At 42.6% G+C, this 277-nt stretch carries 1 protein-coding gene; it reads right to left on the bottom strand.

Features of this window, described 5'->3' with window-relative positions; translation table 11 throughout:
* The coding region (locus tag AAEY75_RS14865) for a DDE-type integrase/transposase/recombinase (protein WP_352260002.1) at window positions 1-277 on the bottom strand (277 nt) is incomplete at both ends.

The raw sequence follows: 277 nt of genomic DNA, 5'->3' as shown, positions 1-277 counted from the left end.
ATCACTGTGATGAATCACATCTTTGGGGTTGTTCCTGTCTGCAATGGCTTGATTAAGCGCTGCCATTACCATATCGGTATTCATGCGATTAGAAACTTTCCAGCCAACGATAGCGCGAGCAAATACATCAATGATAAAGGCGGTATATACCCAGCCACTCAGTGTCTTTATATAGGTAAAATCAGCAACCCATAGTTGGTTAGGGCGATGGGCATTAAAGTTACGATTAACCAAATCATCAGCACGCTTTTGATCGTCACGAGACTTAGTCGTTATC

Origin of the sequence: Psychrobacter sp. TB55-MNA-CIBAN-0194 (assembly GCF_040309505.1) — a bacterium.
Classification (GTDB): domain Bacteria; phylum Pseudomonadota; class Gammaproteobacteria; order Pseudomonadales; family Moraxellaceae; genus Psychrobacter; species Psychrobacter fozii.
This window is presented reverse-complemented; position numbering and strand designations above follow the sequence as displayed.